Origin of the sequence: Chryseobacterium capnotolerans, assembly GCF_021278965.1 — a bacterium.
In the GTDB taxonomy this organism is placed as follows: Bacteria; Bacteroidota; Bacteroidia; order Flavobacteriales; family Weeksellaceae; genus Chryseobacterium; species Chryseobacterium capnotolerans.
The window spans coordinates 2,399,122-2,421,107 of the sequence record NZ_CP065589.1 but is presented as its reverse complement, the minus strand read 5'-3'; the positions used below and the strand labels follow the sequence as shown (position 1 = coordinate 2,421,107).

21 protein-coding genes and 1 pseudogene are annotated in these 21,986 nt (G+C 35.3%); 9 read left to right on the top strand and 13 right to left on the bottom strand.

The features are described from left to right. Positions 1 to 94: 94 nt before the first annotated feature. From H5J24_RS11550 to H5J24_RS11540, 3 genes are all read left to right on the top strand, one after another. The gene (locus H5J24_RS11550; protein WP_068943067.1) at positions 95 to 526 is read left to right on the top strand and encodes a BT0820 family HAD-type phosphatase; all 432 of its coding nucleotides are present in this window, start codon (positions 95 to 97) and stop codon (positions 524 to 526) included. Positions 527 to 611: 85 nt separating this feature from the next. Then, positions 612 to 1,421, top strand: a complete 810-nt coding sequence (map, locus tag H5J24_RS11545; protein ID WP_232816315.1) for a type I methionyl aminopeptidase — start codon at positions 612 to 614, stop codon at positions 1,419 to 1,421. Further along, positions 1,421 to 2,188 (top strand): class I SAM-dependent methyltransferase, encoded by a 768-nt coding sequence (locus H5J24_RS11540; protein ID WP_068943069.1) that lies wholly within the window; start codon positions 1,421 to 1,423, stop codon positions 2,186 to 2,188. Before map ends, H5J24_RS11540 begins: the two co-directional genes overlap by 1 nt. Positions 2,189 to 2,303: 115 nt before the next feature. Here the strand turns inward: H5J24_RS11540 and H5J24_RS11535 are convergent, their stop codons facing one another. Together H5J24_RS11535 and H5J24_RS11530 are read right to left on the bottom strand one after the other, a co-directional pair. After that, positions 2,304 to 2,636 carry a DMT family transporter gene (locus H5J24_RS11535; RefSeq protein ID WP_065397595.1) on the bottom strand — a complete coding sequence of 111 codons (333 nt, stop codon included), beginning with the start codon at positions 2,634 to 2,636 and terminating at the stop codon, positions 2,304 to 2,306. Positions 2,637 to 3,031: 395 nt separating this feature from the next. Next, the gene (locus H5J24_RS11530) at positions 3,032 to 3,595 is read right to left on the bottom strand and encodes a Crp/Fnr family transcriptional regulator (protein ID WP_068943070.1); all 564 of its coding nucleotides are present in this window, start codon (positions 3,593 to 3,595) and stop codon (positions 3,032 to 3,034) included. Between the two features lie 404 nt (positions 3,596 to 3,999). On the opposite strand from H5J24_RS11530, the gene era reads away from it, so the two are divergent. The 3 genes and pseudogenes from era to H5J24_RS11515 all read left to right on the top strand — a co-directional run bounded on the left by era (position 4,000) and on the right by H5J24_RS11515 (position 7,924). After that, entirely contained in the window at positions 4,000 to 4,875 is an 876-nt protein-coding gene (gene era, locus H5J24_RS11525; protein WP_068943071.1) for a GTPase Era, read from the top strand. A gap of 67 nt (positions 4,876 to 4,942) precedes the next feature. Next, positions 4,943 to 5,371: a DoxX family protein gene (locus tag H5J24_RS11520; RefSeq protein WP_068943072.1), complete on the top strand. Its 429-nt coding sequence runs from the start codon at positions 4,943 to 4,945 to the stop codon at positions 5,369 to 5,371. A 151-nt stretch (positions 5,372 to 5,522) separates the two neighbouring features. Further along, positions 5,523 to 7,924 (top strand): annotated as a pseudogene (locus tag H5J24_RS11515) (alpha/beta hydrolase family protein). An 80-nt stretch (positions 7,925 to 8,004) separates the two neighbouring features. Here H5J24_RS11515 and H5J24_RS11510 read toward each other — a convergent pair. Beyond that, positions 8,005 to 8,694 carry an HAD family hydrolase gene (locus tag H5J24_RS11510; protein ID WP_068943073.1) on the bottom strand — a complete coding sequence of 230 codons (690 nt, stop codon included), beginning with the start codon at positions 8,692 to 8,694 and terminating at the stop codon, positions 8,005 to 8,007. Between the two features lie 255 nt (positions 8,695 to 8,949). On the opposite strand from H5J24_RS11510, the gene H5J24_RS11505 reads away from it, so the two are divergent. Then, on the top strand, positions 8,950 to 9,330 hold the full coding sequence (locus tag H5J24_RS11505) for a Crp/Fnr family transcriptional regulator (RefSeq protein WP_283250779.1): 381 nt from the start codon (positions 8,950 to 8,952) through the stop codon (positions 9,328 to 9,330). A gap of 413 nt (positions 9,331 to 9,743) precedes the next feature. Beyond that, the gene (locus H5J24_RS11500) at positions 9,744 to 10,247 is read left to right on the top strand and encodes a GNAT family N-acetyltransferase (protein WP_068943075.1); all 504 of its coding nucleotides are present in this window, start codon (positions 9,744 to 9,746) and stop codon (positions 10,245 to 10,247) included. A 502-nt stretch (positions 10,248 to 10,749) separates the two neighbouring features. Here H5J24_RS11500 and H5J24_RS11495 read toward each other — a convergent pair. The 9 genes from H5J24_RS11495 to H5J24_RS11455 all read right to left on the bottom strand — a co-directional run bounded on the left by H5J24_RS11495 (position 10,750) and on the right by H5J24_RS11455 (position 20,671). Further along, positions 10,750 to 12,111 (bottom strand): MATE family efflux transporter, encoded by a 1,362-nt coding sequence (locus H5J24_RS11495; RefSeq protein ID WP_068943076.1) that lies wholly within the window; start codon positions 12,109 to 12,111, stop codon positions 10,750 to 10,752. Between the two features lie 99 nt (positions 12,112 to 12,210). Further along, the gene (locus tag H5J24_RS11490) at positions 12,211 to 13,395 is read right to left on the bottom strand and encodes a sigma-54-dependent transcriptional regulator (protein WP_068943077.1); all 1,185 of its coding nucleotides are present in this window, start codon (positions 13,393 to 13,395) and stop codon (positions 12,211 to 12,213) included. Positions 13,396 to 13,451: 56 nt separating this feature from the next. Beyond that, entirely contained in the window at positions 13,452 to 14,111 is a 660-nt protein-coding gene (locus tag H5J24_RS11485) for a YggS family pyridoxal phosphate-dependent enzyme (protein ID WP_068943078.1), read from the bottom strand. Positions 14,112 to 14,211: 100 nt separating this feature from the next. Beyond that, positions 14,212 to 15,072: a polysaccharide deacetylase family protein gene (locus tag H5J24_RS11480; RefSeq protein WP_068943079.1), complete on the bottom strand. Its 861-nt coding sequence runs from the start codon at positions 15,070 to 15,072 to the stop codon at positions 14,212 to 14,214. 317 nt (positions 15,073 to 15,389) lie between these two features. Further along, positions 15,390 to 16,118, bottom strand: coding sequence for a DUF72 domain-containing protein (locus tag H5J24_RS11475; RefSeq protein ID WP_068943080.1), 729 nt, complete (start codon positions 16,116 to 16,118; stop codon positions 15,390 to 15,392). Between the two features lies 1 nt (position 16,119). Then, complete coding sequence (locus H5J24_RS11470; protein ID WP_068943081.1) at positions 16,120 to 18,984, bottom strand: heavy metal translocating P-type ATPase; 2,865 nt, start codon at positions 18,982 to 18,984, stop codon at positions 16,120 to 16,122. A gap of 224 nt (positions 18,985 to 19,208) precedes the next feature. Beyond that, positions 19,209 to 19,769 (bottom strand): helix-turn-helix domain-containing protein, encoded by a 561-nt coding sequence (locus H5J24_RS11465; RefSeq protein WP_068943082.1) that lies wholly within the window; start codon positions 19,767 to 19,769, stop codon positions 19,209 to 19,211. After that, positions 19,766 to 20,161, bottom strand: a complete 396-nt coding sequence (locus tag H5J24_RS11460) for an acyl-CoA thioesterase (protein ID WP_068943083.1) — start codon at positions 20,159 to 20,161, stop codon at positions 19,766 to 19,768. Before H5J24_RS11460 ends, H5J24_RS11465 begins: the two co-directional genes overlap by 4 nt. A 96-nt stretch (positions 20,162 to 20,257) precedes the next feature. Continuing rightward, positions 20,258 to 20,671, bottom strand: a complete 414-nt coding sequence (locus H5J24_RS11455; protein WP_068943084.1) for a DUF6157 family protein — start codon at positions 20,669 to 20,671, stop codon at positions 20,258 to 20,260. Between the two features lie 422 nt (positions 20,672 to 21,093). Here H5J24_RS11455 and rbp point away from each other — a divergent pair, with 422 nt between their 5' ends. After that, positions 21,094 to 21,459: an RNA-binding regulator gene (gene rbp / locus H5J24_RS11450; RefSeq protein ID WP_045496213.1), complete on the top strand. Its 366-nt coding sequence runs from the start codon at positions 21,094 to 21,096 to the stop codon at positions 21,457 to 21,459. 30 nt (positions 21,460 to 21,489) lie between these two features. Here rbp and H5J24_RS11445 read toward each other — a convergent pair whose 3' ends face one another. Continuing rightward, complete coding sequence (locus H5J24_RS11445) at positions 21,490 to 21,984, bottom strand: BlaI/MecI/CopY family transcriptional regulator (RefSeq protein ID WP_068945072.1); 495 nt, start codon at positions 21,982 to 21,984, stop codon at positions 21,490 to 21,492. Positions 21,985 to 21,986 lie beyond the last annotated feature (2 nt).

Below are 21,986 nucleotides of genomic sequence, written 5' to 3'. Positions count from 1 at the left end.
CCCATATTATTATTTTAAATTATAAAAGTATTGAGTGCCTTTCTTTTGGGCACTCTTTTTATTTCTTATCTTTGCAAAGCTAAAAAAGAACAAAATGTTAAATAATAAAAAGATTGCTGTTGACTTTGACGGAACTATTGTTGATGATGCTTACCCAGGAATTGGTAAGGCAAAGATCTTCGCTTTCGAAACCTTGAAAAGATTACAGGCAGAAGGATTCAGATTGATTCTTTGGACATACAGACACGGAAAAACGTTAGATGAAGCAGTAGAATTCTGTAAAAAAAATGGAGTGGAATTTTATGCAGTGAACTCAAGCTTCGAAGGAGAAGTTTTTGATTCTGCCACTCAATCCAGAAAATTGGATGCCGATTGGTTCATTGACGACAGAAATATTGGTGGATTTCCGGGATGGGGTGAAATCTATAACATCATTCAGGAAAGAATTGAGTTCCGTGTAGAAGGAAAAGAAGTTTTGGCCTATTCAAAACTTAAAAAAGAAAAGAAAAAAGGACTTTTCTGGTAAGATAAAAATATAACAATTTAACAGTGTAACCATAGAATAATCATATTGTTACACTGATTTATTAATACATTGGTAAATTAAAACAATGATTCAATTAAAGACAATAGACGAATTACGTCTGATGAAGGAGAGCGCCCGATTGGTTTCTAAAACATTGGGAATGTTGGCAAAAGAGATTAAACCGGGAATTACGACTTTATATTTAGATAAATTAGCTCATGATTTTATTAAAGATCATGGGGCTCAGCCTGCATTCTTAGGATACGGAGGTTTCCCGAACTCACTGTGTATTTCTCCAAATGAGCAGGTAGTGCATGGTTTCCCGAATAATGAAGTGGTAAAAGAAGGAGATGTTCTTTCTGTAGATTGTGGAGTAATTCTGAACGGGTTTGTAGGAGATCACGCTTATACCTTTGAAATTGGTGAAGTAAAGCCGGAAGTTAAAAAACTATTGAAAGTGGCAAAAGAATCTCTTTACAAAGGGATTGAGCAATGTATCAGAGGAAAAAGAATCGGGGATATCTCTCACGCGATTCAGGCACATTGTGAAAAAGAAGGATATAGTGTTGTAAGAGAGCTTGTAGGACATGGTTTGGGAAGACAGATGCACGAAGATCCACAAGTTCCTAACTATGGAAGACAGGGAAGCGGAAAAGTAATCAAAGACGGTTTGGCAATTGCTATTGAACCAATGATTAACCTTGGAACTGAAAAAGTAAAATTCCATAGCGATGGCTGGACAGTAACTACATTAGACAACCTTCCATCTGCACACTTTGAGCATGATGTAGCGGTAATCAACGGTAAGCCGGTATTGCTTTCTACATTTGATTATGTGTATGAAGCATTAGGGATCGTAAGTGACGAAGAAAAGCCTTTCCAACTGGATTTTTAATGAAAAAGATAACTAAGCTTTTACTGAATAAAATTCCACGTCCAATGCTTATAAAAATGAGTATCTGGGCAAGACCGCTTATTTATCAGTTTTTCAAAGGAGATGAATTTTATGATCCTATCGATGGAAGATCATACCGGAAATTTCTGCCTTATGGCTATGGAAAACAAAGAGAAAACGCTCTTTCTCCGGGAACCTTAAGTCTGGAAAGACACCGCCAGATGTGGCTGTATCTTCAGAATGAGACCGATTTTTTCATTAAAAACTATAAAGTTCTGCATATTGCTCCCGAACAGGAATTTTTAAGAAAGTTCAAGAGAATGAGCAATCTGAACTATATATCTGCAGATTTATATTCGCCCATTGTTGATGTAAAGGCTGATATTTTGGATTTGCCTTTCGAAAATGAGAGCTTTGATATCGTTTTCTGTAATCATGTTCTGGAACATATTGAAGACGATGCAAAAGCAATGAGTGAGTTATACAGGGTGATGAAACCCGGCGGATGGGGGATTCTTCAGGTTCCGATGAAAAATTCATTGGAAAAAACCTATGAAGACTTCACCATCAAAGATCCAAAGGAACGCCAGAAACATTTCGGGCAGTACGATCACGTTCGCTGGTACGGGATGGATTATTTTGAGCGTTTAAAAAATGCAGGATTTGAAACAGATATCAACTTCTATTCACAGAAATTTTCTGAAGAAGAAATAAAGAAGTATGGGCTAAGAAGCAATGAAATCTTACCTGTAGTTTACAAAAAATAATAAGAAATATAGAGTAAGGAAGCAGAACATTCTGAAATATAATCAAAAAACAAAACCGTCTTCATTACGAAGGCGGTTTCATTTTTAAATATAGATAGAAGTTTATATTTTTATCTTAATGGGAGGAGGAAACAGCTTTTAAACCTACCACAGATCCAATAAGTGTTATAATAAAAAATACTCTCCAGAAGCTTACAGGATCTTTAAAGAAGATAATTCCCATTAAAGCTGTTCCTACCGCTCCAATTCCTGTCCATACCGCATAAGCAGTACCAATAGGTAAGGTTTGCGTAGCTTTAATCAGAAGAAGCATACTGATAGTCATCGTTATCAGAAAACCGGTGTACCAAAGATACATTTCCGTTCCTGATGTTTCTTTTGCCTTTCCTAAGCAAGACGCAAAGGCAACCTCAAATAATCCTGCGATAACTAATATTATCCAATTCATTTTGTTAAATTTTTCTATTGCAAATTTCAGCATTTGAAAGGAGAAAAAATTTTACAATTGTTAAAAAATGAGTTTTTGGTCAGGAAGTTGGAAGAGGGAAGTTATGGTAGTTGGAATAGGTGATGTGCTATTGTTTAATCAATAGGATTGTTTTTAGGAAAAAGCTTTTAACTATATTATTTCTATTTAATAAGTAATCCCCAATATTGATATTATATACGCTTTAATATCAATAGGGCAGATTTTAGTCCGCTCTCAATATAAATATGCATTCCACTGGCTTTAGCCAAAACTTAAAACGCTACTTAAATTAAATAATAAAACATTCAGATCATGTTATAGACCACCAGAATCTCCATCCTCCATCTCCCAGCTTCCATCCTCAAGCGTATAATTTATTTAATTTCCGCCCGGATTCTGCTCAAACTTACCTGCGTAATTCCAAGGTAAGAAGCAATATGCCCAAGCTGAACCCTTTTAAGAAGATCAGGCTGATATTGGATAATATCTTTATATCGTTCCAAAGAAGTTTTGAATTGTCTTGAAATAATTAATTCTTCCGATTTTATCATTTCTGCTTCAGCCAGCTTTCTTCCCCAGTTGGCAATATGAATGTCTTCATTGAACAGTTTTTTAAGATGTTCTGTTTCCAGGATGTACAGCTCGCAGTCTTCCAGTAATTCAATACTTTCATAACCAGGTTTGTCTTCCACATAACTTTTCATAGAAAGAACACATTGCCCTTCGCTTCCAAACCAGAATGTAATATCATTATCTGAAGTAGAAGAGTAAGCACGGGCAATTCCTTTACGGATAAAATAAACATAAGGAATCACTTTATTGGCTTCCATCAGACAGTAACCCTTAGGATGTGAAACTTCAGTAATATATGCTTTTAAGCTGTTTTTTGAAGCCTGGGGAAGGATGTAAATTTGGTCAAGAATCTGGTCTATATTCATAAAAGATGAATTCTAATATTCAAAAATATCAGTTTTAGGTAATGCAATACAAAATTATTTTGTGGTTTTTGTGAGAAATATATCATAGGTTGAACTAAAGAAAAAAATTAGAGTGAGTTTCATGAAAGATAATGATAGATACGGCTTCTGATTGATTACGCCTAAGCTTTGATTTCTGTAGGAGTCTTCATAAAGTATTTTATTTATTTTAAATGGGTTGGATCCTTACAGAATGACAAATAGAATGTTTTAAAAATTGAGGATCTGCTATAAGATGATATAATGTAATTCTTCTTTTGTAAAGTCTCCAGAGACCAATAACTCTCTTTTTTCTTTTAAATATTAAGATTAACCGTAAAGACCAATTTTGTTTTACTAACTTTGCAGTTCGTAATATTATTTTTATGCACAAAGCTGGATTTGTAAATATAGTTGGAAAGCCTAATGCGGGAAAATCAACACTTCTGAACCAATTAATGGGTGAGAAGCTGGCGATTGTAACGCAGAAAGCTCAGACAACCCGTCACAGAATTTTTGGTATTTATAATGAAGAGGATCTTCAGATCGTATTTTCCGATACTCCGGGAGTGTTGGATCCAAAATACGGATTGCAGGAAAAAATGATGGATTTTGTAAAAGACTCCCTTCAGGATGCCGATGTATTCCTGTTTATTGTTGATGTAACAGACAAAGCCGAACCTTCAGAGTTCTTAATTGATAAATTAAATAAAATCCCTGTTCCTGTATTGTTATTATTAAACAAAGTGGATCAGACTGATCAGGCAGGCCTTGAAACATTGGTAGAAACCTGGCATAATAGGATTCCAAAAGCGGAAATCCTTCCAATTTCTGCACTTAATGCCTTTAATACTGAGGTTATTTTACCTAAACTAAAATCTTTACTGCCTGAAAACCCACCTTACTATGATAAGGATCAGTATACGGATAAACCGGAAAGGTTCTTTGTAAATGAAGCAATCCGCGAGAAAATCCTTTTGAACTATGATAAGGAGATTCCATATTCTGTAGAAGTGGTGACTGAGCAGTTTAAGGAAAAAGAAGGAATTATCTTCATTGACTCTATTATTTATGTAGAAAGAGATACCCAAAAAGGAATTATTATCGGACATAAGGGTGAGGCTATCAAAAAAGTAGGTACAGAAGCAAGATTAGACCTGGAAAAGTTCTTTTCCAAGAAAATTCACTTGAATTTATTTGTTAAGGTGAAAAAAGACTGGAGAAAGAATGACAGAGATCTTAAGAATTTTGGGTACAGATAGACTAAAAATGCTCTAAAGCCCGTTGTATTAAAAGATTTTTATTACCTTAGTCTAAATTTTTTAGTAAATGAACTATAATAATTCAAATTCGAGCTCAATACCTAAAGATATTATTTTGTTAGCTGTGAGAGTATTTGTTGGTTTTGCAATGCTTTCTCATGGATACCCGAAACTCCAAATGCTATTGGCTGGTGGAAAAATTGAATTTTTCGACTTTTTGGGAATGGGACCACAAATTACCCTGATTCTTACGGTACTTGCTGAATTTGTTTGTTCAATCCTGCTGATATTAGGCCTTTTTACAAGAGTTTCCTTAGGTTTTCTGATCTTTACAATGGTCATCGCCGGATTTGTAGTTCATGGAGCAGATCCTTTTGAAAAAAGAGAAATGAGCCTTATTTATCTTTCCGTATATCTTCTCCTAATGATTATTGGAGCCGGAAAAGTTTCTGTAGATCATTTGATTGAAAGAAGAAAAAGAGCTTCAGACTGGTAAAAACTTACAATATATAATGAAAAGAGCATCTTCGGATGCTCTTTTTTATTTAGAGTTATTTTTATAAATGTCTTTATTGTTCGGGATTGTAGATCGATTTTTATAGCAAATTTATCTTAAAAATCACTACATTCGTAGAAAATAAATCTATATGAAGATAAAACTGACAATTTGCCTGCTGGCATTTCTCAATTTTTATGATGCCCAGGAGAATATTACTTATCAAAAACCCTCTGCCGAAATTCTAAAACTGGCAGATTATGAAAGACCTCCATCCGTTCTGATGAACAATAAAAAGGATTGGGTGGTTTTTACATACCGTTCTACATACAAAACGTTAGATGACCTTAATCAGCAAGAAATGAAACTGGGGGGATTAAGAATCAATCCCATTACCAATATTGCAAGTACTGTAACCTATTTCAACAATCTTAAAATAAGAAAGTTCAGTGATAAAAATGAGGTTCAGGTAAAGAATCTGCCTACAGGAGCTAAAATCGCCTATGTGCAATTTTCACCGGATGAAAAGAAACTTACTTTTACCAATACCACAAGCAAAGGCGTAGAGTTATGGCTTGTTGACCTGGAAACTGCTGCTGCTAAAAAGATAACAGGAGATATTCTGAATGCCAATTTAGGAACTCCCTATCTCTGGTATAATGATTCCCAGAGTTTATTAATCAGAACGCTGCCTCAAAACAGACCTGCGCTGATTGATTCAGGGAAAGATCTTCCGACGGGACCTATTGTTTCTACAGCAGATGGAAAAGTATCCCAAAACAGAACGTACCAGGATCTTTTAAAAAATCCACAGGATGAAAAGAACTTCGAGACGTTGGTCACTTCAGAAGTATTCAATGTTGACCTGAACGGAAACCTTAAAAAGGTAATAAATCAGGATATGTACACAGGATTAAGTTTTTCTCCTGATGGAAATTATCTGTTATCTTCAGTCATTAAAAAGCCATTCTCTTATATTGTTCCCCTGAACAGATTTCCTATGACCACAACAGTGTATGATACAAAAGGAAATACAGTGAAAGTGGTGAATGAGATTCCTCTGAATGAAATTATGCCTAAAGGTTTTTCGTCTGTAAGAACAGGAAAAAGAGAAATGTCCTGGAGAAGTGATGCTCCGGCAACATTAGTGTTCACAGAAGCTCTTGATGGTGGAGATCAATATAAAACGGCAGAATACAGAGATGAAATCTTTACCTGGGAGGCACCGTTTACAGCTGCTCCTAAATCATTCTTCAAAATCAAACAGAGATTTGAGGATGTAGATTGGACGAATGACCACTATGCGTTAGTATCTGAAGAATGGTATGATACCAGAAATACCAAAACATTCCTGGTTGATCTTAACAATGGAGAATCAAAAGTTATAGACGACAGAAACTCTCAGGATGTGTATAGTGATCCGGGAAGTTTCAATACCGTGAAAAATCAATATGGCAGATCTGTTATCGATATGAAAGGCGGAAAAGCATATCTGATCGGAGAGGGGTTTACAAAAGATGGCCAGCATCCGTTTATTGATGAAATGGATATTAAATCATTGAAGAAAAAAAGACTGTATACTTCTAACCTTAAAGGGGCTAAAGAAAAGATTGTAGATATTTTAAACCCTTCAAAAGGAGAGATATTAACAATACAGGAATCATCAAGCCAATATCCGAACTATTATAAAAAGAATATTAAGTCTAATAAAGCTGAAACGGTAACTCATTTTGCAAATCCTTTTGAAAGCATCAAAGATGTTCACAAAGAAGTCATTACCTATAAAAGAAATGATGGAGTTACATTGACGGGAACTCTTTATCTGCCGGCAAACTACGATAGAAAGGCGAAGAAAGAAAAATTACCATTATTGATCTGGGCGTATCCAAGAGAATTTAAAGATAAGAATACAGCAGGGCAGAGTACTCAGAATGATAATGACTTTACTTTCCCATATTATGGCTCTTTCGTGTACTGGGTGACTAAAGGATATGCTGTTTTAGATAACGCTGCATTCCCAATTATCGGAGAAGGAAAAACAGAACCTAATGATACCTTTATTACGCAATTGGTAGCTGATGCTGATGCCGCGATCAATGCTGTAGATCAGTTAGGATATATAGATAAAAAGAAAGTCGCTGTTGGAGGCCATTCATATGGGGCATTTATGACGGCTAATTTATTGACCCACTCTAATCTTTTTGCCTGTGGTATTGCCAGAAGTGGTGCTTATAACAGAACACTGACTCCATTTGGTTCCAGAGCGAACAAAGAAACTATTGGGATGTTCCGGAGATTTACAACACCATGTCTCCGTTTATGAATGCTGACAAAATGAAAACCCCGTTGCTTCTGATTCACGGTGATGCAGATAACAATCCGGGAACTTTTACCTTGCAGACGGAAAGATATTTCCAGGCTTTGAAAAACCTTGGAGCGCCGGTAAGAATGGTTCTTCTTCCAAAAGAATCACACGGATATCAGGCTAAAGAGAATATATTTCACGTTTTATGGGAACAGGATCAGTTCCTTGAAAAGTGTCTGAAAAAATAATACAAAAAGGCTGTCTCATCTTTGAGACAGCCTTTTTTACGGAATAATAAGCAAAGCTAAGTGGGAATTAATCTTTATAGTTAAAGAAATTGTAAGATCTCATTAATACTTTTCAATTCCATAAAATTCTCGTGTTCAAGATTCACATCATGCTGCTCATGGTTCCATGTCACATGATAAGGAATATGAGCTGCTGATCCTCCGATTTCCAATACAGGTAAAATATCTGATTTTATGGAGTTTCCAAGCATAAGGAAATTCTCTGGTTGGCAGTCAAGATGCTTTAATAGTTTTCTGTAATCATGTTCTTTTTTGTCACTCATGATCTCAATGTGATGAAAATGATCTTGTAATCCTGAGTTTTTAAGTTTGCGCTCCTGATCCAGTAAATCTCCTTTCGTAGCTACTACAAGCCTGTATTTTCCTTTTAAACTTTCAAGAGTTTCTGTAACCCCGTCTAAAAGTTCAATAGGTTTTTGAAGAAGTTCCTGGCCCAGTTCAATCGCTTTATTAACCAGCTCAATAGAAGCTGTGTTGTTTGAAACTTTTCCAATAGTCTCCACCATACAAAGCATAAATCCTTTTACTCCATATCCATATAAATGCAGATTCTTCATTTCCGTTGTAAAGAGTTCCTGAGATACGGAATGCTGAGGAAGATAATCTTCAAGCAGCATACAGAATTCTTTTTCTGCTTCCTGAAAGTAAGGTTCATTGATCCAAAGCGTATCATCTGCATCAAAGGCTATTGTTGTAATGTGATTATTCATTTTTGTTTTGTAAATTTCAGCTTCAAATTTCTATATAAAAAATAAACCGGCAAAGGACAATTGTCCCGAAGAAGTATGTTACGAACGAATCACTCATTTTTAAGTCATCTTGAAGGGCTTTATCACCAACAAACCGGAGAAAATATTATTCTGCAATCATTTTCAAAGGGCAGAAGCTATTGATTCAGGATCAATCGCTGTCCAAAGTTATGCTGGTTAAAGAAGGAATTACAAAATGTTATTTTGAAGAAGAAAATGGAAAAGAGTATATCGTTGAATTTTTTGGGAAATGGGGAAATCCTTGGTGAAGTAGAACTGATTAAAAATATACCTTGTTTATGTGGTATTGAAGCGTTGACGGAAGTTGTGGTGTATACTATAAACCTGTCATATTTTAATGAATTGATGCAAAGAGATTTTATTCTGAATAACTTATTACTGAATTCCTTTGCAGAACGTATTATCAATACCACCAGCAGAGCATCTTATCAACAGCTTTATACAGTAGAGCATACCTTGGCCCAGTTACTTAAAATGCAGGCTAAACAGAATATTCAGATTTCCAAAGAAGATATGGCTGCATATCTAGGAATTACCGTGAGAAGCCTGAATAGAATTCTGAAGGATTTGAAATAATGTTTGTTGGATAACGCAAGGGCGTAAAGAAATGTAATGCTAAGTGTTTTTAGGGCAAGAGAATCAAAGATTCTCAGCAAGGAAAATAACCCTTTTAAACTAACTTTTATTAACATTATTCTATGTGATTATACGCTAATAAATTATTTGTTCATTCGCAGCATTAGAAGCAGCCTTCAATTTTATCGTAGATAAAATCTTTGCACCTTAAAAATATTTACTCCTAAAATACAATTGCGCCTTTGCGTATTTCAACATAAATGAAAGTATTTATTTAAAATTGAGTTTTAGTGTTGTTTTTTATGGGGGTGTATTTGTTTTTTTTATTTTAAAAATAGTGTAATTTGAGTAAAATAAACAGGGTATTTTAAATATTTATTATTTTTGTATCATAAATATTGAATGTAATCTCCATGGAAAATTTAAAATTCAGAAGCGCTGAATTAACCGATTTAAATAAAATTGTAGCCATTTACAACTCAATCATTGCTTCAAGAATGGTGACCGCAGATGTAGAAGAAGTTTCCGTAGAGAGCAAGGTGCAGTGGTTCAATGAGCATAACCCTGATACGCGCCCACTTTGGATGGTAGAAGACTCAGAAGGACATATCGTAGGATGGGTAAGTTTCAGTTCTTTCCATGAAAGACCCGCTTACAGTGGAACCGTGGAAGTGAGTATTTATTTGGATGAAAGTTCAAGAGGAAAAGGGTATGGTAAAACAATTCTTCAGTATTGTATTGATAATGCAGGTAAATTTGGGGTGAATCACCTTGTCGCGCTTATTTTTCTTCATAATGAACCGAGTTTGAAGCTATTCAGACACTTTGGATTTGAAGATTGGGGCACACTTCCGGATGTAGCTATTTTAGATGGAATAGAACGAAGTCTGAAGATTTTAGGGAAAAGAATTCAATAAAATATAAAAGGGTATCTCAGGCGGATAATCTTTTATTAAAAATATCTCTCGCTGATTTAGCAGATTACGCAGACTGTAAAAGATTGATGATTTGTTGAGCTTGTATGAAAAATGATAATTTTTCATTTAAAAATTATTTATATGTCTTTTTGTGGTGCTTAAAAAGTCTTATTCACTTTACAAGGTTTAGATGTTTACAGAATGACAATATTGTGATATTCTGTACAGATTAAAATTCAATAGAAACGGGCTTTAGCCGTTCAAAATAAATAATCTAACCCATTGGCTTAGCCTTACATTTAAGATTTTAAAATTATAATAAAAGATCTGCGTAATCTCCGAAATCCGCAAGAAAATAAAAAGAGGCTGTCTCAAAAGTCAAATTATTTGACTTTTGTCATTCTGACGAAGGAAGAATCTCAATGTTTATCAATTACTTAAGATTCTTCACTACATTTCATTTCGTTCAGAATGACACTTTTGAGACAGCCTCTTTTAAATATTATGAATTCTGCTTAATTCGCTTAGCAGACATATTCAGGAATCGTTTAACTAGGAATACGGCAGAAACCGTTAATCCTAACCCTAGAGCGATCCACATTCCGAAAGCTCCCATTTCCAATGTTACACAGAAGAAATAGCCTAATGGAATCGTAATCACCCAATAGGCAATAAAAGTATATATGGATGGTATTTTCACATCCTGTAAGCCTCTCAACATTCCTAAAGCTGTTACCTGAATTCCATCAGAAAGCTGGAATAAAGCAGCGATAATCATCAGTTTTGAAGCCAGAGCAATTACTTCAACTTCTTCTTTCTTCGTGAAGAAGGTTGGTAAAATATTTCTTCCAAGAATGAAAACCAATCCGCAGATACACATAAAGATAAAAGCAATCTTTAGGTTGTTGATCCCAACTTTTCTTAATTCAACAAAATTCTGTTCACCCAGTTTTCTGCCGATCATTACGGTGGAAGCTACACTAAAGCCAACGCAAAGGTTGAAGGTAAATGAGGCCATACTCAAAGCAATCTGGTGAGAGGCAATGTCATGGGCTGAAATTAATCCGCAAATAAATGCTGCTCCTGCAAAAGCAGTTACCTCAAAGAACATCTGTAATGCTGTAGGTAGTCCCAATCTTACCATTTTATCAAACATGGCTTTTGAGAAGTTTTGAATTTTTAATGAAAAATCCTTGATATAACGTCTCGTTCTCTTTTCTTTCAACAATACAAAATAAAGGAAAACCACCATGAAAACTCTGGAAATTAAGGTTGCTAAAGCTGACCCTTTTACACCCATCGGAGGGAATCCCCAAAGTCCTTTAATAAACACATAGTTTAAAGCAATATTAATGATGTTGGCAATAATGGTTGCCTTAGTTACTCCGATAGTGTATGAAAGTCCTTCAGATACCTCACGAAGCGTCTGAAACGCCATGAATGGAATCATACTGATCACCATAATACTTAAGAAATCTACCGTATCAGGAATGATCTTTGCTGGTTGGCCGGAGTGATAGAGCAGAGGCATTCCCAGTAAAAGAATGACCATCAGAAGAACTCCAACCGTCATATTAATGACAAAACCATGACTGAACACGGAATTGATCGTATCATGATCCTGCTTAGAATGAGCTTCAGAAACCAATGGCGGTATCGCAAATGAAAATCCAAGCGCCAATACAAATATGGAGAAAAACACAGCATTACCTAATGAAACAGACGCCAATGCATCAGCGCCTAAAAGTTTTCCGACAATAATATTATCGAATAAATTCACTGAAACTTGCCCTACCTGGGTAAGCATTACAGGTAGAGCCAAAGTCAGGCATTCTTTTGTGTAGTTTTTGTTTAAAAATTTCATAGTATTTTAAGATTCATATAGTTTATATTCAAAATAGTTCAAAAAAAAATTTGCAGTAGTGATACTGCAAATTTTTATAATATTGTAATAATAGTTGTATTATTTCCTTACAAAACTTGCAACGTCACTTTCAGAAACAGTATTTCCACCAAGAATAATCAATCTTTCCACAACATTTCTTAGCTCCCTGATATTTCCAGTCCATGAAAGCGCTTTTAAAGCATCAATTGCCTTATCATCGAACTTTTTCACAGCAGTACCATGCTCATCAGCAATCATACCGGAGAAGTGTTCAACCAATAACTTGATATCATCTTTTCTGTCATCCAATGGCGGAACATAAATTTCAATCACAGAAAGTCTGTGGTAAAGGTCTTCTCTGAATTTCCCTTCCTCAATCTCTTTCTGCATATTTTTGTTTGTTGCTGCAATTACTCTTACATCAACTTTTATTTCTTTATCACTTCCTACAGGAGATACTTTGCTTTCCTGTAAAGCTCTTAATACCTTAGCCTGAGCGATAAGGCTCATGTCTCCAATCTCGTCAAGGAAGATAGTCCCTCCGTTAGCCTGTTCAAATTTCCCCTGCTTATCTTTAATAGCACCGGTAAATGAACCTTTTACGTGTCCGAAAAGTTCAGATTCAATAAGTTCAGATGGTATTGCAGCACAGTTTACTTCTACCATTGGCCCTCTTGCGCGCTCACTTTGGTTGTGGATCGCATGAGCTACCAATTCCTTTCCAGCTCCGTTTGGACCTGTAATCAGAACTCTGGCATCAGAAACAGCTACCTTTTCGATCATATCCTGAATCTTCTGCAGGGCAGGAGAATTCCCGATCATCTGGTATTTTTTATTGACCTTTCTCTTTAACGTTTTATTTTCTGTTTGAAGGTTTTTGTTTTCTTTCTTCAGTGTTTCTTTAACCAAAGCATTTTTTACACTGGTAATAAGCCTGTTGATGTCAATAGGCTTAGAGATAAAATCGTATGCACCCTCTTTTAGGCAGGAAACGGCAGAATCAATATCGGCGTGACCTGAAATCATGATAAATGTAGTTTCAGGCTTTAATATCATGCTCTGCTTCAAAAGCTCGGTTCCTGAAAGTTTAGGCATTTTGATATCAGAGATCACCAACGCGAAATCTTCTTTTTCTACCTGTTTGTAACCTTCAAGGCCGTCTTCGGCGATAACAAATTCATAATCTGTGAGTTCGTCAGAAAGAATACTGTGAAGTACTCCTGAGATTGCTTTTTCGTCTTCTACTATAAGGATTTTTTGCATAGTTGCAAATTTAAATTTTTTGTTTCAATTATTAGCAAAAACCATACCTAAATATTCTATTGGGAATAGTCTCTTCTTCCGAAAATGGCAGATCCCACCCTCACAGAATTAGCGCCACACTCAATGGCCACAGGGAAATCATCACTCATTCCCATTGATAAGGTTTTTAAAGGTTTTAGTTGATTTAATTCATCAAAAACTGTCTTTAAAGTTAAAAATTCTTTTCTTATCTGCGCCTCATTATCTGTGAAAGTTGCCATTCCCATCAATCCGGTAATTTCAATATGAGGGAAATCCCCATCAATATACTGTTGGAAAAGAGTCTTTGCATCTGAAATTTCAAGCCCGAACTTACTTTCTTCTGCTGCAATTTTTACCTGCAGCAACACTTTAATAGACCTGTTATTTTTACCTGCCTCTTTGTTGATTTCAGCCAAGAGCTTTTCTGAATCTACACTTTGGATCGTATCTATGAATGAAGCAATATACTTTACCTTATTGGTTTGCAGGTGTCCGATCAGGTGCCATTGGATATCCTGAGGCAGGAGAGGTGCTTTTTCCATCAATTCCTGAACTTTGTTTTCTCCAAAGACTCTTTGTCCAAGATCATAGACCTCCTGAATCGCAGAAACCGGATGCGTTTTTGAAACAGCAACCAGTTGAACATCTGACGTAAGTTTATTCTGTATCGCTTTATAATTTTCTTTAATACTCATGTATGCAAATTTCTGAAATTTAGTTTAAGGTTCAAAGTTTAAAGGCATTGAAATGTGGTTTTCTTATGGATCTTCTATTTTTTTCTTTTTAATTTTTAAACTAATTCAATACTTCGTTAATTTTTGGATACTGAGAAATCTTTCTGAAAACAAACTTGTTGCTTTTTTGCAGCTTTTCAATAAACAGATCCAACTCGTTAATAGAATCGGTATCTCTCAGGTACTGGTCATGAGTAAGGAAAACAAGGTGCCTTGAAGTCTTTTCAAGATCATTTAGGAAGATGCTGTCTACTTTTTTCAGCATCGCTTCATGGCTTCCTTTCAAAGTCATTTTGTGGGTAGGTCTCCATTCCAGATCCCAGCCAATAACTTTGTATCCTGCTCTTTTAAGACCATCTGCAGCGGCAGTGGAGCTTTTGATATCTGTTACATTAATATTGTTAAGCCTCCAGATATTTCTTCCGGGAGTTCTTGCTATTTTATCGTGAAGCTTCAGGCTGTCTTTAGCAATATCAAAATCGCGCACAACAGCATCTGCTGTTTTATAGAAATCAGAGTATTTATTATGAGCATGAGTGAAACTATGGTTAGCAAGTTCAATGAGGGGATTCTCCTTTAAAAGCTTAAAATCATTTTTTTGTTTTGTGCTTCCATAAGCATGTCTTCCCACTAAAAAAGCTGTGGCACAAACATTTCTTTTGTCAAGGATTTTTAAAAGATTTTCAGTTCCCTGGTTAGGGCCGTCATCAAAAGTAAGGTAGATTACTCTTTTATCAGAATCTACGCTCTCATCGTCCATTTTGGGGGAGATTTCTGCGGTAGGATGTTCCTGTGAACTGAGCGTTTCGTTCACATCATTTTTAAAATTACAGCTGTTTAATAGTACTGAAGTTGCACTCATCAATGCAAACATCCCGAGAAAAGTCTTATTTGTTGACTTTCCCGCAAAAATTTTTCTCATAAAGGTAATTGAAATTGTGTTGTTAAAAATTGTTAAAAATAACAAGTGAATGTTAACAAATTATATGCCATATTTCGCTGTAATTTTTCTTTTTAAGATTATTTTAAGAACTTTATTTTAAAGTCTTTTTTTATTAAAATACTGATTGTTGGCTTATGGTTTTGTTTTCGGTAAATCTTAACATTTATAAATACCAAAGCGATAGTTGTTTTCTATTTTTGTTGAGAGAATGATATTCTTCCTTTGTTTGGGAATTATTTTATTTTAACAACTTTGAAAATGAAGTAATAATGTGAACTTTGGGATAGATTCAGCTTTTACATTAAAATGCTTTTCAGATACATTGCATTCTTTATGGCAGCAGTTCCCCATGTATTATTGAAAAATATAAAGGCTGTCTGTGGAGTGTTTTTAATACTTTTAGCAAGATGATCGAGAAAATCTTCATTGTATTTAGATTTGTATAGGATAGGCTTTCCGTGGAGTCTGAAGTAAATTATTTCAGAATGATTAGTGATCATATCTTCAGGAAGATTTCCAGGAAAACTTACCCCGGAGAAAACAATACCTTTGTTTTTTAATAGATCGAAAATTTCCTTTTTCCACCAGGATTCGTGACGGAACTCGATGACATTTAAAAAGCTGTTATCAACATTATTAATCACTAAGTCAATATTTTCCGGGGTGTTTTTAAAAGAGGGAGGAAGTTGGTATAGGAATCCGGAAAGCTTTTGTTGAAGATGCTGATGGATATGTTGGCAGAATGCTGTAATCTCTTCTTTTGAATCTGCAAGACGTTTTTGATGCGTAATCGCTTTGGGTATTTTGATAAAAAACCTGAATGATCCAGGAGTTTCATCATGCCACTTTAAAAGTGTTTTAGCAGTAGGAATTCTATAAAATGTAGAGTTGATCTCTACTGCATTGAAAACTTCAGCATATAAAGAAAGAAAATCTTTACTTTGGGCATTTTCAGGATATAAAGACCCTTTCCAGTCATTATTGTAAAACCCTGAACATCCTATGTAAAGATTTTCTTTTGTCATATTATTGTTTTATATCCAGATCTACTGAGTTTAATCTCAATGAATTCAGAATCACTGATAATGAACTGACGCTCATGGCAGCTGCTGCGATCATCGGTGATAACAAAATTCCAAAGAATGGATACAATAATCCTGCCGCAACAGGAATTCCTAGAACATTATAAATAAAGGCAAAGAACAGGTTTTCTTTAATGTTTTTAAGAAGCTTTTCGCTTAGTAGCTTGGCTTTTGCTACTCCTAAGATATCTCCTTTTAATAAGGTGATCTCAGCACTTTCAATGGCTACATCAGTACCTGTTCCCATTGCGATTCCTATATCGGACTGGGCAAGGGCAGGGGAGTCATTGATCCCGTCTCCGGTCATGGCAACGATTTTACCCTGTTGCTGTAATCTTTTTACTTCATTAAGCTTATCCTCAGGAAGGCAGTTGGCTTTAAAATGCTTGATACCTAATTCTTCAGCTACAGCTTTTGCAGTATGTTCATTGTCTCCAGTCATCATAATAATGTCAATATCTTCACTCATCAGTCGGTCTACTGCTTTTTTAGAACTTGCTTTGATTTTATCCGTAAAGCTGATAAATCCTAAGACATTCTGATTATATGCCACATAAGAAATAGTATGAGCTTTTGACTGTACTTCTATAGCTTTCTGTTTTAATGCATTGGGAATCTGAATTTGATGAGAGGTTAACAGGTTTTCATTCCCAAGATAAGCTGTTTTTCCGTTGATATTTCCTTTGACTCCTTTTCCAGAGATATTTTCAAACTGATCCACTTTTTCAGCGGAAATATTTTCATCTTTTGCTCTTTTGATCACTGCATTGGAAAGAGGATGTTCTGAATTTTGATTCAGCGAAAAGGCAAGCTGTAAAATTTGGTTTTTATCTTCATTATTTATCGATTCAATATATTCTACAGAAGGCTTTCCTTCCGTTAAAGTTCCTGTTTTATCAGTAATCAATACATTGACTTTATTCATTTGTTCCAGGGCTTCTGCATTTTTGATCAGAATACCGTTTTTAGCCCCTTTTCCAATTCCTACCATTAAGGACATGGGAGTGGCAAGGCCTAAGGCACAAGGACATGCTACAATTAAGACGGCTACAGCGTTTACGAAAGCAAATAAACTTCTTTTTCCTTCAGGCCCAAAGAACTGCCAAAGAACAAAAGTAAGTACAGCAATAAGGATGACTACAGGAACGAATACCTTAGATACTTTATCTGTCAGTTTCTGGATAGGTGCTCGGCTTCGGCTGGCTTCATTCACCATTTTAATGATTTGAGAAAGAAGGGTTTCGTCACCTACTTTTTCAGCTTTCATGATGAATACCTGATTGCCGTTGATGGTTCCTGATGACACTTTATCGTCAACTGTTTTCTCAACGGGAACTGGCTCTCCCGTAATCATACTTTCGTCTACAATAGAGTTCCCTTCTGTGATCTTTCCGTCAACTGGAATTTTTTCACCTGGTTTTACTTTTAATAAGTCTCCAATTTTTACTTGTGAAAGCAATACTCTTTTTTCTTCACCATTCACTATAAGATTGGCTTCATCCGGTGATAGATTCATTAATTCTTTGATCGCATTTCCTGTTTTTTTATGAGCAGCAGCTTCCATCAATTGACCCAAAATAACAAGCGTGAGAATAACACAGACTGCCTCAAAATATAATGGGATTTCATGGTTATGTCCACGGATTTCATGGGGAATAATATCTGGAAAAGCCAATGCGGTAATACTAAAAATAAATGCCGCAGCAACTCCTAATGCAATTAAGCTGAACATATTAAGATTCCAGGTTTTGAATGAAACCCAGCCTCTTTTTAGCAGAAACCACCCGGAATAAAACATAACCGGAAGCGTTAATGCTAGTTCAATGAACCCCTGAATTTGATGTGAGAAGGGAAAATCAATAAACATTCCGCCCATAGATAGTATGAAAACAGGAACGGTAAACGCCAGTGAAATCAAGAATTTTCTTTTCAGAATGTTATAGGTTTCATCCTCTTCATCATCTCCACTGTCGGGCATTCTTACCAAATCCATTCCGCAAATTGGGCAGCTTCCTGGCTCATCGCTGATGATTTCAGGATGCATAGGACAAGTGTATTTCGCAGTTTTCTTTTCCGGATATTTTACCAGATCCATTCCGCAAACCGGGCATCCTACATTAGAATCATAGGTCTTATCTCCTTCACAATACATGGGACAGTAGTATTTTCCTGCCATTTCATCAGTGATCTTAGGCGCTTCATGATGATGGTGATGACTGTGATTATGGCTATGAGCATGTGAATGGCTGTGATGTGAAACTGCATTTTTAGCCATATCTTCAGAGATTTCCTCTAAATGCATGTGGCAAACAGGGCAATCTCCTTTTTCATCATATACTTTATCACCTTCACAGAACATCGGACAATAGTATTTTCCAACACTGTCTTTAAAATTTTCAGGTAAATGGGTAGATGAATAAGTGGGTTTATGATTAGGATCTTTAGCCAGTTTTTCTTCAATCGGAACCAAATACATATTACAGTCCGGACATCTTTCTCCCTGTTTGAAATATACTTTCTCGCCTTCACATTCCATGGGGCAATAATATACTGAAGATGGAGACACCCGGTCCTGAGGTTTTACAAAAGCTTTTTCAGGGCTGTTTGGATCTTCCAGTCTGTATTTCCCTATTTCTGCAAGGGAGTTATTCAAAACGGAAAGAGCAACTGTATGATCACAGGTGATTGTAGCGGTATTGTTTTCCAGGTTGACATCGGCTGTAACGCCCTCAATGCTGTTCAGTTGGTTGGATATTTTTTTCTGGCAACCGGAACAGGTCATTCCGAGTATTTTATACTGTTGTTCCATGATTCTTAAATTTATACTGCAAATTTCCAAAATGAAAATCTAAGGCTGTTATAAATTTAAGGATAATAGTTATAGAATTTAGATTGGTGAGTTTGAGGGTTTGAGAGTATTAGAGTATTAGAGTATTAGAGTATTAGAGTGGTGGGGATGAATGATTGTTGATATATAAGACACTATCAGACTCCGGCTCTCAAACCTTCAAACTCAAATACTCTCAAACATAATTAAAGATTGTCAAGGGGTTTCCTATGGTGGTCTTTTAATTTTTTGAAATCAGTGGGAGTGAATCCTGTGACGTTACGAAATTGGGTAGAAAGATGCTGAACACTCTTGTATCCCAGCTTTCCTGCGATTTCCGTAAGATTGAATTCATTATATAAAAGGAGCTCTTTTACTTTCTCTATTTTTTGAAGAATAAAAAACTGTTCCAGGGTTATGTTTTCATTCTGTGAGAATGTTTTTGAAAGAGCACTATAATCTTTATGGAGCTTGGTACTTAAAAATTCAGAGAGAAGAAAATCTTCATCAATGTCAAGCTCACTGACTTTTACAATAATCAGATTCTTAATTTTCTCAACAAGCTGATGGGAAGAATCCATGATTCTTTCAAATCCGGTTGCAAGAAGTTTTTCTTCAATTGCTTGCATTGTTGCTGATGAAACTTCCGATTCTGTTTCTACTTCTCCAAGAATAATGGAATGAGTTTTTATATCTGCATTATTAAAGATGGTTTCTACTGCAGCAATGCATCTGTTGCAGACCATATTCTTGATGAAGATCTTCATAGTTCACTGTTTAATCTGTCTTTTACAAATTCAATCCTGGTTTTACCATGCGGAGCTGGATTTCCGTCGCTGTCCAGATTCACCATGACAATTTTTTCAACAGTGATAATAGTTTGATGAGTCATTTTATTACGTACGTCACATCTTAAAGTAATAGAAGAGGAACCAAAGTGAGTGGCTTCAATACCAATTTCTATGATATCTCCTTGCTTTGCAGAACTTACGAAATTGATCTCGGAAATAAATTTTGTAACCACTTTCGTGTTTTCAAGTTGGATGATCGCGTACAATGCCGCTTCTTCATCAATCCATTGTAAAAGTCTTCCTCCGAATAGTGAATGATTGGGATTTAAATCTTCGGGTTTTACCCATTTTCTTGTATGGTAGTTCATGTTCTTAATAATTTGCAGTACAAATTTAGCGTTAAAAGCTGGGTTTTTCAAAAGAATCGTATTTATTGATCTGAAGAGAATTATTTATTTTCTCAATCATTTTCTTTTGGAACGCATTGCTTTAGTCTTTGTAATACCGGGATTCTTTAAGCACTTTTGATATTCTTCACTTTCTATAGGATATAGGGCTACTTTTCCTTCCTTATTATGATGAAATCCGAACCCATATCTTTTGGCTAGGGGAGAAGATCGAAGGCATGCCTGACCTTTAGAAAAGAATTTTTCTCTTTCCGCTTGTTTTTCATTTTCTGAAATATCATTCTTAAAGGCATAGCAATCAAAAATAATATCATCAGATGAATATTGGTAAGGATTTTTACTTACTTTTTCATATTGAAGATTAGCTAATGTCTTTTCTTTTTTCTCAGGGGGAATCTGTGCCTTAGAAACAGGACAGTCTTCAGCGACTTCTATAAAAGTATTGAGGTAATTGGTGGTGTGCTGTTTCATAATAAAATTCGGTTATATAGCCTTATATATATGATGCTAAAAGTGATTTATAAATATACTGCTATTCTTTGTATGCTAAAATATTATAAGTTCCGGCAAATATAGGCCTGAATAGGATTTAAGCTTATTCAGGATAATTATTTTTTTAAATAATGGGAGGGTAATTTATTATGTTAACTAACTTTAACTTTTTATTGTACTTTTGATTTAACGTGTTGTTTTTCAGTGTTTTAAATAGGTTTCTTGGTGCGTTGTATAAATTAAATTCAAACTAAAGTGAGAAAGAGATAAAAAAAAGCTTTGATTTGAAGTTTTTAATTGTATCTTGCATACGTTTATATTTGGAATCAATATTTGTTCATTAATTTATGTTGTTTTTCTTTTATATACCAAATTTTTATTAATTTTTTAATTTATTCAAAATGAACATTTTTGTTTCAAACATCAATTACGCAACTAAAGAGTATGAGTTGCACGATCTATTTGCAGAATTTGGTGATGTATCATCAGCTAAAATCGTAACAGACAGAGAAACTGGCCGTTCTAGAGGTTTTGGTTTCATCGAAATGGGTGATGAAGAAGGACAGCAGGCTATTGAAGCTCTTAATCAAAAAGAATTCAACGGAAAAACATTAAACGTATCTGAAGCTAAGCCAAGAGAAGAGAAGCCAAGAAGAAGCTTCGATAACAACAGAGGCGGAGGTTACGGTGGTAACAATCGTGGAAACGGTGGCGGTGGCTACGGCGGTGGAAATCGTGGTGGTAACGGCGGTGGAAATCGTTGGTAAAAATATAAAGCGGCTTTTAAGCCGCTTTTTTTATGGTTTCTTTTTCTTCTTCTTTTTGTCTTTGTCTTTGTCTTTGTCTTTGTTGACTTTTATCTTTTTCTCTTTCTTCGGATTTAAGATTTCCTCAGCAACCTCAAACTTCGGTTCTTCAACTTTCGCAGGCTTAATTTCAATTTTAAGATCAAAGTATCCTTTGAGATCATCCTGGGTAAGAAGTTTTTCACTGAACAAAAACTCAAGAATTTCCTTTCCTGAATCATTGAAAAAGTTGTGCGTAAGTTCCTTTAATAGAAATTTTCTGTATTCTTCAGACGGAACAAGGACCGTATATTTGAAGATTCTTCCTTCTTTTACAGTAGATAAATACCCTTTTTCAACCAATATTTTCAAATATGTGGAAACCGTATTTTGGTGTGGTTTGGGTTCCGTATGCTGCTCCATAACGTCCTTCAGATAGAAAGATTCCATTGTCCAAAACAGCTTCATAAAGTTTTCTTCTGCGGCGGTAAGATGATTGATTTTCATAT